The 16373-nt window shown below is 34.7% G+C and carries 12 protein-coding genes and 1 tRNA gene; 2 read left to right on the top strand and 11 right to left on the bottom strand.

What is annotated here, in order from left to right; genetic code table 11:
- Positions 1–13: 13 nt before the first annotated feature.
- The 6 genes from ACMDB5_RS05800 to ACMDB5_RS05775 form a co-directional block, all read right to left on the bottom strand.
- A complete protein-coding gene (locus ACMDB5_RS05800; RefSeq protein ID WP_414000067.1) occupies positions 14–1357 on the bottom strand; it encodes a quinol:cytochrome C oxidoreductase in 1344 nt (447 codons plus the stop codon).
- Between the two features lie 27 nt (positions 1358–1384).
- Positions 1385–1930 carry a c-type cytochrome gene (locus ACMDB5_RS05795; protein WP_414000066.1) on the bottom strand — a complete coding sequence of 182 codons (546 nt, stop codon included), beginning with the start codon at positions 1928–1930 and terminating at the stop codon, positions 1385–1387.
- 7 nt (positions 1931–1937) lie between these two features.
- Entirely contained in the window at positions 1938–2462 is a 525-nt protein-coding gene (locus ACMDB5_RS05790) for a DUF3341 domain-containing protein (RefSeq protein ID WP_414000065.1), read from the bottom strand.
- Positions 2455–3858, bottom strand: coding sequence for an NrfD/PsrC family molybdoenzyme membrane anchor subunit (gene nrfD / locus ACMDB5_RS05785; protein WP_414000064.1), 1404 nt, complete (start codon positions 3856–3858; stop codon positions 2455–2457). Before nrfD ends, ACMDB5_RS05790 begins: the two co-directional genes overlap by 8 nt.
- 29 nt (positions 3859–3887) lie before the next feature.
- A complete protein-coding gene (locus ACMDB5_RS05780; RefSeq protein WP_414000063.1) occupies positions 3888–6938 on the bottom strand; it encodes a TAT-variant-translocated molybdopterin oxidoreductase in 3051 nt (1016 codons plus the stop codon).
- A gap of 89 nt (positions 6939–7027) precedes the next feature.
- Positions 7028–8350 (bottom strand): c-type cytochrome, encoded by a 1323-nt coding sequence (locus ACMDB5_RS05775; RefSeq protein ID WP_414000062.1) that lies wholly within the window; start codon positions 8348–8350, stop codon positions 7028–7030.
- Positions 8351–8568: 218 nt separating this feature from the next.
- On the opposite strand from ACMDB5_RS05775, the gene ACMDB5_RS05770 reads away from it, so the two are divergent.
- Positions 8569–8958 (top strand): SPOR domain-containing protein, encoded by a 390-nt coding sequence (locus ACMDB5_RS05770; protein WP_414000061.1) that lies wholly within the window; start codon positions 8569–8571, stop codon positions 8956–8958.
- A 189-nt stretch (positions 8959–9147) separates the two neighbouring features.
- On the opposite strand, the gene ACMDB5_RS05765 is transcribed toward ACMDB5_RS05770, so the two are convergent.
- The 4 genes from ACMDB5_RS05765 to rimP form a co-directional block, all read right to left on the bottom strand.
- The gene (locus ACMDB5_RS05765; RefSeq protein WP_414000060.1) at positions 9148–10239 is read right to left on the bottom strand and encodes a DUF6563 family protein; all 1092 of its coding nucleotides are present in this window, start codon (positions 10237–10239) and stop codon (positions 9148–9150) included.
- An 80-nt stretch (positions 10240–10319) separates the two neighbouring features.
- Positions 10320–13211, bottom strand: coding sequence for a translation initiation factor IF-2 (gene infB / locus ACMDB5_RS05760; protein WP_414000059.1), 2892 nt, complete (start codon positions 13209–13211; stop codon positions 10320–10322).
- A 112-nt stretch (positions 13212–13323) separates the two neighbouring features.
- Positions 13324–14577 (bottom strand): transcription termination factor NusA, encoded by a 1254-nt coding sequence (gene nusA, locus ACMDB5_RS05755; protein ID WP_414000058.1) that lies wholly within the window; start codon positions 14575–14577, stop codon positions 13324–13326.
- A 13-nt stretch (positions 14578–14590) separates the two neighbouring features.
- Complete coding sequence (gene rimP / locus ACMDB5_RS05750) at positions 14591–15055, bottom strand: ribosome assembly cofactor RimP (protein ID WP_414000057.1); 465 nt, start codon at positions 15053–15055, stop codon at positions 14591–14593.
- Between the two features lie 176 nt (positions 15056–15231).
- Here rimP and ACMDB5_RS05745 point away from each other — a divergent pair, with 176 nt between their 5' ends.
- Positions 15232–16056 (top strand): universal stress protein, encoded by an 825-nt coding sequence (locus ACMDB5_RS05745; protein WP_414000056.1) that lies wholly within the window; start codon positions 15232–15234, stop codon positions 16054–16056.
- An 80-nt stretch (positions 16057–16136) separates the two neighbouring features.
- Here the strand turns inward: ACMDB5_RS05745 and ACMDB5_RS05740 are convergent.
- Positions 16137–16207 (bottom strand) — tRNA-Gln (locus tag ACMDB5_RS05740).
- Between the last annotated feature and the right edge of the window lie 166 nt (positions 16208–16373).

Here is a 16373-nt window from a genome sequence, read left to right as displayed (position 1 = left end):
ATCTCTTTAAATATTAATAATGGAAATGTTTACTTTCTTCTATAAATGGATTTCTTTTTGGCAACAAAGGAGCTTTAGTCAATGCAGTGAAAACCGCAAAAATAAATAATCCAAGGAAGAAAAGAACCGATGCAATTTCAGACACACCAATAAACCATCTGTCACCTACTGTTCCAGGCATAATCATATTGAAAAAATCTAAATAATGTCCTGCCAATATTACGACACCTGCCATAACTATTACCCAAGTGATTCTTTTGAAATCTGTGTTTATTAATATTAATAATGGGAAAACAAAATTCATAACAACTGCACCAAAAAACGGTAGGTTATACAATTCAATTCTAGTTATGAAATAAGTAACCTCTTCAGGAATGTTCGCATACCATATTAACATGAATTGAGAGAACCATAGGTAAGTCCAGAAAACACTAATTCCAAACATGAATTTAGCTAAATCGTGGATATGACTCGTATTCACATATTCTAAATATCCTCTTGATTTTAGGTATACAGTAACCATTGCAATCATAGTAATACCACTTACAAAGAAACTTGCAAATACATACCATCCAAACAATGTACTATACCAGTGTGTATCAATAGACATAATCCAGTCCCAAGACATTATTGATTCAGAAACTATAAAGAAAACTAAAAATCCAGCTGAAATATTGAAATTCTTTTTATAGAAGCTATTATCATTAGATTGATCCTGAGCCAAACAGTTTTTGGCAGAATAATATCTATATAAATTCCATCCAATTAAGAAAATCGCAGCTCTAATAATCCAGAAAGGAAAATTTAAATAACCTACTTTGTTTGCAATAAGCTTATCATGGGCAACAACTTCAGGATCTAACCAAATAAATAGGTGATTGAAATGAAGACCACATAAAATTAAAATCACGAAGAAAATTACCGAACCATAAGGCAAATAAGCAGTAATCCCTTGCATAACTCTAAACAAAACTGGAGACCAGCCTGCTTGCGCTACTTGTTGAATAGCATAAAAAGCTAAAACACCCATAGAAAGTAGCAAAAAGAAGATACAAGCAACATATAAAGCTGCCCAAGGTTTATTTTGCAATTGGTGCAAAACATGAGTTAAATGTTCTTTGTGTTCAGCTGCTTCTTTTACCGCGTCGGTTTTATCATGAACAGCATGGGCTTCTTCTGAAGATTTAGCTTCTTCATGATGCACAGCACCGTGCCCACCATGACTTTCTGCGGCAAGAAGACTTTCAACTTCTTGAATATCTTTAGGCGCATTAAAAAAACCATAACCTATTCCTAATATACCAACGGCCATTAAGATGAAAGAAAAAGTTTTTAATTTATTTGAAAATGTATACATATCTATTACGATCAGTTAGTTCAACAATTATAATTGGCTTTTTAGTTTAAGAACATAGTCAGCAACTAACCAACGCTCATGTTTACTTAATTGGTTAGCATGAGAACCCATTGCATTTAAACCATAAGTTTCAACATGAAAAATACTTCCTTCAGTGATATCTCTATCTTTATAGCTAGGTACCCCTAGGAATTTTTCTCTTTCCACTAATTTCCCTTTACCGTCTCCAGTTGCACTATGACAACTAATACAATAAATTTCATAAAGTGCTTTTCCTTTATCAGAACTTCTGTCCAATGAATCCAAAGGAGATTTAAGATTAGCTTTAGCTAATTCATAACCCGCAGTAGAATTCTCATAATCAAAAGATTCAAAACCTCTATTGATAGTTCCTTCTACAGGAAGTTGTGCCTCTTTTCCGTTTTTGAATGCTTTGGACTCAGAGTAAGTCTCATAAGCTACCGATTCATACATATCTGGAAAATACTGATAATTCGGTGCTTTTTTATTTTGGCAAGATGCAACTAAAATAGTGATGCCAAATAAAAGTGTTATTTTATATACCCTTTTCATATCTAAATTAATTCTTTTCTATTACTTTAACTTCTACAGCTCCTGTATTTTTGAAAAAAGAAACTAATTCCTCTTCATTATCATTGACAGACACTTCCATTAAAAAGTGGTCATCTGTAGTTCTAACATCAGGGTTTTCAGCCTGTTTAAAAGGCCATAATTTACTTCTCATATAAAAAGTAATTACCATTAAGTGCGCTGCAAAGAAAACTGTCATTTCAAACATAATCGGTACAAAAGCAGGCATATTTTGAATAAAGCTAAAACTAGGCTTACCACCTATGTCTTGAGGCCAGTCCTGAATCATGATGTAACTCATCATGAAAGTTGCAAAAGAGAGACCTACACAACCATACAAAAATGCACATATCGCTAATCTTGATGGCGCTAATCCCATAGCTTTATCCAAACCGTGAACTGGAAATGGAGTAAAAATTTCTTCAATATGATGATGAGCTGCTCTGGTTTTTTTAACCGCATCCATCAATATATCATCGTCATTATAAATGGCGTATATTACTTTATTATTCATGATGTGAATTTTTATTTGCTTCTCTTTCTCTTATATAATTTTCTCCTGTTGCTTTCAAAATTGTTTTAACCTCTGCCTGAGCAATTACAGGGAAAGTTCTTGAATACAATAAAAACAATACAAAGAAGAAACCAATTGTTCCGATGAAAATTCCAATATCAACAAATGTTGGAGAGAACATTGTCCAAGAAGACGGTAAATAATCTCTATGTAAAGAAGTAACAATAATTACGAATCTTTCAAACCACATTCCTATGTTAACCACAATAGAAATTATAAAAGAAAACATGATACTTGTTCTTAATTTCTTAAACCACATAAACTGAGGAGAAAACACATTACAAGTCATCATTGACCAATAAGCCCACCAGTAAGGTCCAGTAGCTCTATTCAAGAATGCATATTGTTCATACTCTACTCCAGAATACCAAGCGATAAACAACTCAGTGATATAAGCAACACCTACTATAGAACCCGTAATCATGATTACGATATTCATTAATTCGATATGCTGAACTGTAATATAAGCTTCAAGGTTAGATACTTTTCTCATAACGATAAGCAAGGTATTTACCATTGCAAATCCTGAGAAAACAGCACCTGCCACGAAGTATGGAGGGAAGATCGTTGTATGCCATCCTGGAATCACAGAAGTAGCAAAGTCCATCGATACAATTGTGTGTACAGAAAGCACAAGAGGAGTTGCTAAACCTGCAAGAACCAAAGATACTTCTTCAAAACGTTGCCAATCTTTAGCTCTACCGCTCCATCCAAAACTCAATATAGAGTAAACTCTTTTGTTAAATGGAGTTATTGCTCTATCTCTAAGCATTGCAAAGTCAGGTAACAAACCAGTCCACCAGAAAACTAATGATACTGATAAATAAGTAGAGATCGCAAATACATCCCAAAGCAATGGTGAGTTAAAGTTAACCCATAAAGATCCAAATTGGTTTGGAATTGGTAATACCCAATAAGCTAACCAAGGACGCCCCATGTGTATGATTGGAAACAAACCTGCTTGAACTACTGAGAAAATTGTCATTGCTTCAGCAGAACGGTTAATTGCCATCCTCCATCTTTGACGGAATAATAATAACACCGCAGAAATCAAAGTTCCCGCGTGACCAATACCAACCCACCAAACGAAGTTCGTGATATCCCAGGCCCATCCAACAGTTTTATTTAATCCCCAAGTTCCTATACCTGTAGATACGGTGTAGATGATACAGCCCAACCCCCAAAGGAAGGCAATTAATGCGATTGTAAATACAATCCACCAATGTTTGTTGGCTTTTCCTTCAACAGGCGCAGCGACATCTACTGTTACGTCGTGATATGATCTATCACCTATAACTAAAGGCTTTCTAATACTAGAGTCGTATATATGAGACATATTCCTTTATATTGATTTTTAATTTATTTCTAAGTGTTTCTAACTTTAACGTGATAAATCACATTTGGTTTTGTTCCTACATGCTCTAATAAGTGATACATTCTGTCGTCTGCAACTAACTCTGCAACTTGACTTTCCTTATCATTAATATCACCAAAAACCATTGCTCCAGTAGAACAAGCATTTGAACAAGCAGTTTGGAATTCTCCATCAACAATTGCTCTTCCTTCTCTTTTTGCTTTCAAAATAGTCGCCTGTGTCATTTGAATACACATAGAACATTTCTCCATTACTCCACGAGAACGAACGTTTACATCAGGATTTAAAACCATACGTCCTAAATCATCATTCATATGATAATCAAATTCACTGTTTTTGTTATACAAGAACCAGTTAAAACGACGCACTTTATAAGGACAGTTGTTTGCACAGTAACGTGTACCAACACATCTGTTATAAGCCATTTGATTTTGTCCTTGACGACCGTGTGATGTTGCCGCAACAGGACAAACAGTTTCACAAGGTGCGTGGTTACAATGTTGACACATAACTGGCTGGAAAGAAACCTGAGGATTATCTCCTGGTTTTTCCATTTCATTAAATGTAGACAAAGAACTTGACAAACCTGCAATATTCGCTTTTCTTTCATTATCCCCTTCAAAAGTACTTTCAGAAGAATAATATCTATCGATACGCAACCAATGCATATCACGACTTCTTCTAACTTCTGACTTACCTACAACAGGAACATTGTTTTCAGCGTGACAAGCAATAACACAAGCACCACAACCGGTACAAGCATTCAAATCAATAGAAAGATTAAAGTGATGTCCAACAGAACGATCAAATGAATCCCACAAATCTACCGTTGTTGCCTCAACTTCTTCATGATTCAAAGATACCATCGGAACTTGATTCCAAATCTTAGCATCTTTAGTATTAAAGATCTCCAAAGATGTTTCTTTGATAATATCCCCTCTACCCATCAATGTTTTTTGACCTTGAACACAAGCAAATTCATGTTCTCCATCTGCCTTAACTAATGCAACTGATTGCACATCATTAAAGCCTTTATATAAAGCGTAAGCATTTACACCTACTTGCATTTCTTCTTTCAAAGCCGCTTTACGACCATAACCTAATGCTAATCCAATAGTTCCAACCGCTTGACCTGGCTGAACAATTACTGGAACCTTCTCTAACTTAACTCCATCAGCCACTGTAATTGTAGCATAACTTCCGTTCAAACCTCCATTAGCAACAATTTCATTAGAAAGACCTAATTTCTTAGCATCTTCATTAGAAACAGTAACATAGTTATCCCATGAAACTCTTGTAATAGGATCCGGGAACTCTTGTAGCCAAGGGTTATTAGCTTGTTGACCATCTCCCATTCCCGTTTTAGTATACAATACTAATTCGAAATCATTTGATGCTTTTGATTTTGCCAATTCTGCAGCAGCCGTAGCATGATCAGCAGAACCTGACAATGCCTGAGAAGTTCCTACAAAAATACCATCATGTAAAACACTATTCCAAGTACTACCCGAAATAAATGAAGCTGAATTTGCTTTAACATAATCATAATATTTTCCAGTCATTCCATTCAATGACATCAAAACCTCTTGAAATTGTTTTGTATCAAACAATGGACGAATTACTGGCTGAACCAAACTATAAGTTCCTTTTGTAAGACTTAAATCCCCCCAAGATTCTAAATAATGAGGAGCCGCAGCAGCAACAGTACTAACCAAAGCAGTTTCATCTTCTTTCAAAGAAAAAGAAACAGATGTATCAACTTTCTTAAGTCCTTCAACAAATGATGTTGAATCCGCTAAAGTATAAACAGGATTAACGCCGCTCATAATCAAAGTATGAACACCACCAGCATTCATATCCTTTATTAATTGAGCCACTTTTTCATTTGATCCCTTACGTATTTGTCTTGCACCAACAGTAGTATAAGCTTCACTAGCCAAAACTTGGTTTATTGCCAAAACCAATAATTGAGCGTTTTTATCCTGAATACCAGAAACCAACATACCCTTTGAACCAGCAGCTTTTAATTGCTGACCCGCCTTAGTTACTTCGGCTTTAAATTTAGCATCTAAATTTACCGAAACTGACGAACCAGTTACAATATTATATATGTGAACTAATGCTTGTTTTTGATTTGCAGTTGACATAGGCAAACGCTTATCAGCAGCAGCACCAGATAAAGTCATATTTGATTCTAACTGAAAATGGCGAGACATTTTTCCGTTTTTCGGAATTCTACCTTGCGCATAACCAGAATCATATCCACCACCTTGCCAATCTCCAAGAAAATCAGCACCTACAGAAACTATAAGAGAAGCTTTTGAGAAATCATAATCAATCAAAGCTCTTTCACCATAAACTGTTTCGAAAGCATCCAAAGCAGCAGATGAAGAAACCGCATCATAAACCACATGCTTTGCATTTGGATTATTCGCAATAAACTCTCCTATCAGCTTTTCAGTCGAAGGACTCGCCAAAGTATTAGTCAATAACACTACTTGACCACCTTTAGATTTTGCTCCAACAAGACTAGCTTTAATTTTCGCATCTACAGCAGCCCAAGTTGCGCTTTTACCTTCAATTTTAGGCTCTTTCAAACGCATATTGTCATACAATGACAATATCGACGCATGAACCCTAGCATTTGCAGTAAATTTCGCTCCAGAAATAGTATTGTTATCTATTTTAACAGGACGCCCCTCACGTGTTTTAACAAGTAGATTTGCAAAATCAAAACCATCAAAAACAGAAGTTGCATAATAGTCCGCTACTCCAGGAATGATTTGTTCTGGTTGTAATACATAAGGAATCGACTTGTGTACAGGACCTTCGCACGCTACCAGCGTAGCTGCAGCAGTACTAAACCCAACGTACTTTAAAAAATCACGACGTGATGTTGAAGAAGATGACATTGCATCATTATTCCCTAAGAATTCATCAGCAGGAATCTCTTCAACAAATTCGTTATTTCTAAGCGTCTCAACAATAGAACTATTCTCTAGTTCCTCAACACTTTTCCAGTATTTTTTGTTTGATGACATTGTATATAAATATTAGAATCTTAATTATTTTTTATTTGTTCAATTGTGATTTAATCAATCGGTCAAAAAATTAACCGAATTAAAGAAATCTAGTAATGACACTTACCACATTCTAAACCTCCCATTTGCGCTGCAGTTAATTTATCTACACCGTATTTCTTAGAAAGTTCAGCATGAATTTTAGCATAATATTCATTACCCTCCATTTTAACATCCGTTTTTCTATGACAGCTAATACACCATCCCATTGTCAACGGAGCAAATTGTTTTTGAATTTCAAATGTCTCTACCGGACCGTGACAAGTCTGACATTCTATTCCAGCAACAGTTACGTGCTGAGAGTGATTAAAATAAACAAAGTCAGGCAAGTTATGAATACGAACCCATTTCACAGGCTCTGTTTTCCCAGTATAAGACTGAGTAGATTTATCCCAACCTACAGCAGTATATAATTTCTCTATTTGCTCATCATAAAAAGCCTTGCTATATTCTGGAGTAGCAGTAGCATCAGCAACTTCTGCAATGTTTTTATGACAGTTCATACAAACATTCAAAGAAGGAATACCCGCATTCTTACTTACTCTAGCAGCAGAGTGACAATACTTACAATTAATTTCATTATCACCAGCGTGAATTTTATGAGAGAAATGTATTGGCTGAATAGGAGCATACTCCTGATCAACACCTACCTGCATGAAAAACCCATAAACAAAATATCCACTTGCCAATAATAAAAATATTGAAGCAACTAACACTAAAAATTGATTCTTAACAAAAGCCTTCCAAATTGATGTTCTTGGAGCCTTAGGAGAAACCTCAATACCATTAGCCTTAGCAACTTTAGTCAAAACATTGCTCACCAAAAACAACATTACAACCAACATTATCATCACAAGAGCTAACGCACCTAAAATCAAATTATTAGACAAACCGCTTTCCTGACCGGCAGCAACAGCAGTACTAGCTCCAGGCAGAGGAGCAGGCGCTTCCGCTTTCACCTCTGAAGTATATGCGATAATATTATCAATATCACCCTCTGATAACTGAGGAAAAGCAGTCATTGCAACCTTATTATACTCCTCAAAAATCTTTACAGCAGCAGCATCGCCTGATTTTATCAAAGCAGAACTATTATGAATCCACTTATAAAGCCATGCTTTATCATGTTTTTGTGCAACACCTCTAAGTTCAGGACCTGTAGACTTACCGTCAAGTTTATGACAAGCCGCACAATTGGAATTAAAAAGCTCTTTACCCTTTACCGGGTCACCCCCTTGAGTAGCTACTGGAACTTCTGTTGCAGCTGCTGGAGCAGCATCTTGAGCAAATGAAGTTAAGGAAAAAGTTAGCGATAAAGCTAAGCTAAAAAATAATTTCCTCGAGATCGAATTATGGTTACCCACCTTTTTCATATTATATAATGATTATCTAATAAAAATTGGCACAATATTTTCTATAAAGAAATATATAAAACACAGTACCTTTATTATAAACTTCGACAAAAATACGACTTAAGAACTATTCTCAAAACCTTAAAATAGTCTTAATTCTAATTTATACTTGTTCTAAATAATAATTTTGAATCCCATTTACCCATTAAATAGTATTTTTGCACAAAAACAATCACGTTATGAGAATTTTAAGACTTGAAAAACAAATTTTTTATTCATTTATCCTTTGTATTTCATCTAGCTATATAAAGGCCCAAGACCGAAATATTAACATAAAACAAGATCCAAAGTTTGAACAATTATTAAATGAAAAAAGAAAACTAAACGCTTCGACTGCTGTAAATGAATACTATAAGATTCAAACATTTAGTGGCAATAGTGAAACCGCAAAAAAAACACTAAAAGACTGCAAACAAGATTTTCAGGATCTTGACGGAACAATTGTTTTTAATACGCCAAACTACAAAGTTTGGACAGGAAATTTCAAAACTAAAATAGAAGCAGAACGTTATTTAATCCTGATAAAAAAAAGGTACCCGAATGCGTTTATAATAAAACCTCAAAAATAATAAATAAAAAAAATCACTCAATTTGAGTGATTTTTTTATTTTTTTTACCAAAAAACGAGATCTTACAATCAATTATTTCTCATTTTTTGAACTCCCAAAAGCATAAAAAGCAAAATAAACGTTCTAAAAAAAATTCTACTGAGTCAAGAAAAATAATAAATCACTTAAAAAAACCCCATAACCGAATTATTAAATCTGCTGGTAATACTTTTTCAAAATATTCTTAATTTCATCATTAGTTTTCTTTCCATCTTTGTATTCATTTAGAAGCGATGGATGTGTAGAAAGCATCGTTTTTAACTCCGCATTCGATAGAAAAAGAGGTTGACCCGAATAACAATCTATCATCATAGGAACCGATGCCTGACTTGTCGCCGAAGCCACAGCAACCCCAATCAATCCAAACATTGCTCCCATAGCAATTGTATTATTAGGATTATACAGTACATCTTCAATATAATATTTATCGGCAATTATCTCCGTTTTCAAATAATGTTTTTCATTCGCATATTTCGAAACATTAATGTAAAAATCCTGTCCATCACTAAAACCATAAAAGTTACCCTCTTCGATATTACTCTTTTTATTAATCAAGTAATACCTGTTTTTTTTGCTTCTAATTTCAAAATCATCATCCGCAATTGGCTTATTATTAAAAACATCTGAATAAGTCCGGTAAATCCCCTTTAACGGCATTACATTCACTAATCTACCACTTACTACCTGATCCTTATCAAAAACAGAAGCAATCATGTTATTATCACCAGATTCTACATAATCCGCCAAACAGTCTTGTAGCACTTTCTTCAATCTATCATCGTGCTTATTTGTAACGTCCATTCCATTACTTTCTGTAAAAGCAGAAAATGTACCAACAACATAATTCACGCCATCTTTCTCTTTTATAACATCCAAAACCAAAGTAGCATATCCCGTTTCAGACATTGCCCTTGTAAGTTCCGAAACATATACATCAATAATCCGTATTGAAATTTTATGCTTCCCTTCTTGATTTGGACAAATAACGCTTAGATAATCTAATAATTCAACCTCTAAAGATTTTCCAAAATTAGCCAAGACTTTTTTATTAAAAGCCCCTTTTTGAACCGTACCGATATTTTCCTTGAATTGCCTTCCATCGTAAACATTTTCAACATAGAAATTATAGTCAAGAGCAACATCCTTTTTATTATCCAAAGAAACAATATGGTACGATATATTCTTTTGTGAAAACGCAACCGATGACACTGAAAGTACTACTAATAAAATTAACCTATTCATACAAAAAGTTTACAATTAAAGTATAAATATAAAAAAATCCCGACGAATCGGGATTTTATATTTTGAAATTATCGAAAATACTATTTCAATTTTTTCTTGATAGCCACTTCATGGTAAGCCTCAATAACATCTCTTTCTTCAATGTCGTTGAAGTTCTTGATCTGAATACCACAATCGTATCCTTTAGCAACTTCTCTAACATCATCTTTGAAACGTTTCAATGCTAATAATTCACCGCTATGAACCACTACGCCGTCTCTAATAATTCTGATTTTGGCATTTCTAGCAATTTTTCCATCCATAACCATACAACCAGCAATAGATCCCACTTTAGAAATTTTGAATATCTCTCTAATTTCAGCAGTTCCAAGAACTTCTTCTTTCATCTCCGGAGCTAGCATTCCTTCCATTGCATCTTTCAAGTCATCGATTGCCGCATAGATAATAGAATAGTAACGGATATCGATTTCTTCTTTATCAGCAATTTGTCTTGCGTTTCCAGCAGGACGAACGTTAAATCCGATAATAATCGCATCAGAAGCAGAAGCCAACATAACATCGGTTTCAGTAATTGCTCCAACTCCTTTATGGATAATATTAATTTGAATTTCTTCAGTTGATAATTTAGAGAACGAATCTGACAAGGCTTCAACAGAACCATCAACGTCACCTTTAAGAATAACATTTAATTCTTTAAATTGACCCAATGCAATTCTACGTCCAATTTCATCTAACGTAATATGTCTTTGTGTACGTACAGATTGTTCACGCATTAATTGAGAACGTTTTGAAGCAATTTGTTTAGCTTCTTTTTCATCTTCAAAAACATTGAATTTATCACCTGCAGTAGCCGCACCATCCAAACCTAAAATAGACACCGGAGTTGAAGGACCAGCAACAGTAACAATATTACCACGCTCATCATGCATTGCTTTAACTTTACCATGGTGCTTACCTGCTAACATGTAATCTCCAATCTTTAAAGTTCCGTGTTGCACTAATATAGTAGAAACATATCCTTTCCCTTTATCCAAGAAAGCTTCCACAACTGTACCTTGAGCCGCTTTATTTGGATTTGATTTCAAATCTAAAATTTCAGCCTCTAATAATACTTTTTCCAAAAGTTCTTTAACACCTGTTCCTTTTTTAGCAGAGATATCATGAGATTGGATTTTTCCTCCCCAGTCTTCTACTAATAAATTCATACCTGCTAATTTCTCTTTAATCTTTTCAGGATTCGCATTTGGCTTATCTACTTTATTGATAGCAAAGATAATTGGCACACCAGCTGCTTGAGCATGACTAATTGCCTCTTTGGTTTGTGGCATGATATCATCATCGGCAGCAATTACAATAATAGCAATATCGGTAACTTGAGCTCCACGTGCACGCATCGCTGTAAACGCTTCGTGACCTGGTGTATCTAAGAAAGCTATTTTTTGACCGTTATCTAAAGTTACTCCATAAGCACCGATGTGCTGTGTAATTCCTCCTGATTCACCAGCGATAACATTTTCTTTACGAATATAATCCAGTAAAGATGTTTTACCGTGGTCAACGTGACCCATTACTGTAACAATAGGCGCTCTAGTAACTAAATCCTCTTCTCTATCTTCAACTATTTCAATAGCTTCTTCAATATCTACAGTAATAAACTCAACATCATAACCAAATTCATCAGCTACAATAGTTAATGTTTCCGCATCCAAACGTTGGTTTTGCGTAACCATGATACCAAGTGACATACAAGTTCCAATAACCTTAGTAATTGGCACATCCATCATGATAGCAACTTCACCTACAGTAACGAATTCAGTAACTTTAATAGTTTTACTTCCTTCGTCTATCGCTCTTTGCTCTTCATCTGATTTCTGACGGTGCGTATCTCTTTTGTCTCTTCTGTATTTCGCTGCTTTCGATTTACCTCCTTTTTTACCTTGAAGTTTCTCTAAAGTCTCACGAATTTGATTTTTAACTTCTTCTTCGGTAGGCTCTACTTTTGCAACAATCGCAGGACGGTTTCCTTTTACGAAACCAGGTCTAGCACTTCTGTTGGCATTAAAACCACCTCCACCGGTATTTGGCGTAATCTTATTAGGATTTGGTGCACCTGGAACTCCAGGAGGCCTAGGTGTTGTACCTGGTTTAGGCGCAATCCTTTTGCGTTTATTTTTATTTGCAGCTCCAGCAGCTCCAGGCGCACCTGGTTTGTTTGGAGTTATTTTAGGCTCTTCTTTCTTCTTTTTCGGTTTGTTAAACTGAGACAAGTCAATAGTTTGACCTGTTAATTTAGCACCCGATAATTTTTGATATTGAGTAGCAATTGCTTCTTCAACTGGAGCTTCATCCGTTTTTGGAGTTGCTTTTGTTTCAGGAAGAACCACTTTAGGCTCTTTAGCCACAATCTCTTTTTGAACTTCTTTTACAGGCTCAACCACAGATTCTTTTATCTCAACAACAGGTTTTATCTCTTTTTTGTCTGAAACAAGTTTTTCCGGAACAGCTTGTTCTTTTTGAGCCGGTTTTTCAGCGACAACCTCTGCTTTTGGTTCTTCAATTTTTTCAGCTACAACTTTTGGAGTTGGAGTAATGATTGTCTTTTTAGGATTAAGATCAATCTTTCCTACTTGAACAGGTCCGCTTACAACCGCTTTTGCTTTAATAACTTCTTGCTGTTGTTTTAGTCGCTCTTCATCTTGCTTGCGTTTATCTTCAATTTCTTTCTCTCTTTCCACGCGCAAAGCCTCTTTCTCTTTCCTTTTCTCCTCGCCTACTTCTTTTGAAGCCTCTTTCTTCCCTCTGTCACCTGCAAACTGACCGCACAAGACATTGTATACGTCATCAGAAATTTTTGCGTTTGGATTTGCTTCAATAGCGATTCCTTTATCTTTCAGATAATCCACAGCTCTTTCTAAAGAAATATTCAATTCCCTCAAAACTTTGTTTATTCTAATAATTCTCTCTTCAGACATAAAACCTTTTTATTATTACCTTTTTTGTTATTCCTCACTTTACTTCCAACTCGATACCTACCGAGCAAGAATTATTTGTAAAGTGGCACGTTTATCGTTGAAGATCTATTGACTAACTGTCAAATTCTTCTTTCAATATTCTCATTACATCTAGAATCGTTTCCTCTTCTAAATCCGTTCTTCTAACCAGATCTTCTACATCTTGTTTTAAAATACTTTTTGCAGTATCCAATCCAATTTTTGCAAATTCTTCGATAACCCAGTCTTCAATTTCATCTGAAAACTCTGTTAATTCAACATCGTCTTCATCAGCAGTAGCTCCAGCAACATCTCCTTCACGGATGACATCCAACTCATAACCTGTCAATAAACCAGCCAATTTAATATTATGACCACCTCTACCAATTGCTTTAGAAACTTCTTCCAATTTCAAAAACACCTCTGCCCTTTTTGTTTCCTCATTGATTTTAATCGAAGAAACTTTTGCAGGACTTAATGCTCTTGTAATAAATAACTGTATGTTATTTGTATAATTAATAACATCTATATTTTCATTCCCTAATTCACGTACAATACCGTGAATACGAGATCCTTTCATACCCACACAAGCTCCCACAGGATCAATTCTATCATCATAAGAATCTACAGCAACTTTCGCTTTTTCACCTGGTATTCTCACAACTTTTTTCACCATGATCAAACCGTCAAAGACTTCAGGAATCTCTTGTTCAAACAATTTCTCCAAAAACTTCTCAGAAGTTCTAGACATAATGATTTGAGGTTTATTTCCTTTCAATTCAACGCTTTCAATGATTCCACGAACATTGTCTCCTTTACGGAAAAAATCAGATGGTATTTGTTTTTCTTTTGGCAATACGATTTCGTTTCCTTCATCATCCACCAAAATTACAACTCTTGGACGAACATGATGTACTTCAGCCGTATAAATATCGCCAATTAAATCTTTAAATTGTTTGTAAAGATTCGTGTTATCATGTTCATGTATTTTAGAAATCAAGTTTTGACGCAAGGCCAAGATAGCTCTTCTTCCTAAATCAATCAATTTCACCTCTTCAGAAACCTCTTCGCCAATTTCAAAATCAGGTTCAATTTTTCTAGCTTCAGTTAAAGTAATCTCAAGATGATCAAAATCTAAATCTTCATCCGCAACGATTACCCTTCTTTGCCATATCTCCATATCTCCTTTGTCAGGATTTATAATGATATCGAAGTTGTCATCTGAACCGTATTTTTTCTTCAATGCATTTCTAAATACATCTTCTAAAATTGCCATAAGCGTTACACGATCAATAAGTTTATCATCTTTAAACTCTGAAAATGAATCGATTAATGCTAAATTTTCCATGCGAATTCTTTAATTAAAATGTTACTGTAACAATTGCCTCTTTAATCTCTGTATAAGGTATCTGTTGTTCTTTTTGTACTGTTTCCTTTCCTTTTCCTACTTTTTTAGGTTCTCTTGCTTCCCAAGACAAAATTATGAAATCTTCGTTAGCATCAACCAATTCAGCTTCAATTTTTTCGGTATTTGTAGTCACTATCAACGTTCTACCAATATTTTTCTTGTATTGACGAACAATTTTTAACGGTGACCCAACGCCCACTGAAGCTACTTCCAAAGAAAAATCCTGCTCTTCCCTGTCTAAATTATTTTCTATTGCACGACTAATATCGATACAATCCTGCAAAACCACTCCATTATCATCGTCTAAAGTCACGATAATCTTAAAGGCATCAGTAATAGTTACGTCAATCAAAAAAAGTGATGGTCTTTCTGATAGCGCCTCTGACAACAATTTATTTACTTTTTCTTTAAATACCATAATTTTATAAAAAGAGGGGACACTTAGTCCCCTCATTATCTAGATTTTAATAAATAACGGTGCAAATATAGTGTTTTTTTTTATAAACCTATAATAATTGATTGCTGTTAAAATATTTCTTATCTTTATTGAAGTAAAAAAATAAAGATTTTTCTCATACCCTAATCCCAAAATTTATGAAACGAATTCTTGTTCCAACTGATTTTTCTCCACATGCCGAAAACGCACTAAAAATAGCAGCGCAAATTGCAAAAAAAAGCAATTCCGAGATATTCCTTCTCCACATGCTTGAAATTCCAACCCAAATGAACGATGCTGTTACTGGAGCAACCGGCATTCCGGAAATAATGTTATTCATAAAAAAAGCAAAAGAAACACTCGAAAAAAGTAAAGAAAAAGAATACCTAAAAGACATCAAAATAACCACACAAGTAAACTTTGAAAGAGCCTTCGAAGGAATTCTTTCATTTAGCAAAAAAAACGACATCGATTTAATCGTTATGGGATCTCACGGCGTTTCCGGCATTGAAGAAATCCTTATCGGATCCAATACCGAAAAAATAGTTCGCCTTTCTGAAGTCCCTGTGCTAGTTATTAAAAAAAATACGCCTGAATTAAAAGCGGAAAACTTTGTTTTTGCTTCTGATTTTTCAAAAGAAACAAAAAAACCATTTAAAAAGATGGTTGAATTTGCCAATCTTTTTGGCGCTAAATTACACCTAACAATGATCTGCACACCCAACAGCTTCAAAACAACAGCCCTTTCAGAAAAGATAATAAGTGATTTCACAGCCGATCTCAACATCAAAAACTACTCCACCCACATCTACAACGACGTAAATATCGAAAAAGGAATCCTGAATTTTTCCAATAAAATAAATGCCGACTTAATGGGATTATGCACACACGGAAGAACAGGAATGGCACATTTTTTCACAGGAAGCATTAGCGAAGACTTAGTAAACCATGCCACAAAACCTGTAATTACTTTCAAAATATAAACTAGAATAAATCCATTCTGAATTAGCTCCAACATATTTTAAAACAAAAAAGCCTCTCAAAATTGAGAGGCTTTTTATTGTTGGTCTACAAGGACTCGAACCTTGAAAGACTGCACCAAAAACAGTTGTGTTACCATTACACCATAGACCAGTACCGTATTGCTTAGCGCTACTATTGTTTTGCTTAGCGAGTGCAAATTTAGAACAAATTTTAGTTTGCGCAAACTTTTAGAGCATTTTTATCAAAAAAAATTTCAATAAAAATCCAATGCTAAAAATTATTTTTCAAAAATATCTCATAACCAAAGAATTAACAA

It is taken from the genome of Flavobacterium sp. W1B (assembly GCF_047344965.1).
Taxonomy (GTDB): Bacteria; Bacteroidota; Bacteroidia; order Flavobacteriales; family Flavobacteriaceae; genus Flavobacterium.
The sequence above is the reverse complement of the archived record's forward strand: the minus strand, read 5'-3'. Positions and strand labels throughout refer to the sequence as shown.